The following is a 328-nucleotide window of genomic DNA, read 5'->3' on the forward strand; positions in this document are numbered from 1 at the left end:
TGGGCCTGAGCGCCTCGGCGCCGCCCTCGCGGTAGAGCGCGCACCATCTCTTGAGCGGCGCCAGGGACATGACCCCGAACGCCTCCATGGCGTCCCGCTTGCTCATGCCGCCGTCGACGACGGCGGAGGCGGCGGCGACCTTCTGCTCGTATGTGTACCTGGTCTGCTTGCCGTCCATGGATAGCAGCACCTCGCTTCCGAACGACCGGTATACGTAGAGCCATTGTCTCACGGTGTCGCGCGGGACCGACAGCGCCTTCGCCGCCGACTCGGAGCCGTGGCCTCGCTCGAAGAGCCCGATCGCCGCCTTCCTGGCCTCGATGTCGTG

At 68.3% G+C, this 328-nt stretch carries 1 protein-coding gene; it reads right to left on the reverse strand.

All coding sequences use genetic code 11. The features are described from left to right. A partial coding sequence (locus tag ACQRC0_RS08840) for a transposase (protein ID WP_427729343.1) occupies positions 1–328 on the reverse strand: 328 nt, incomplete at both ends.

The sequence above is a fragment of the Collinsella sp. SGI.033 genome, from assembly GCF_050315135.1.
In the GTDB taxonomy this organism is placed as follows: domain Bacteria; phylum Actinomycetota; class Coriobacteriia; order Coriobacteriales; family Coriobacteriaceae; genus Collinsella.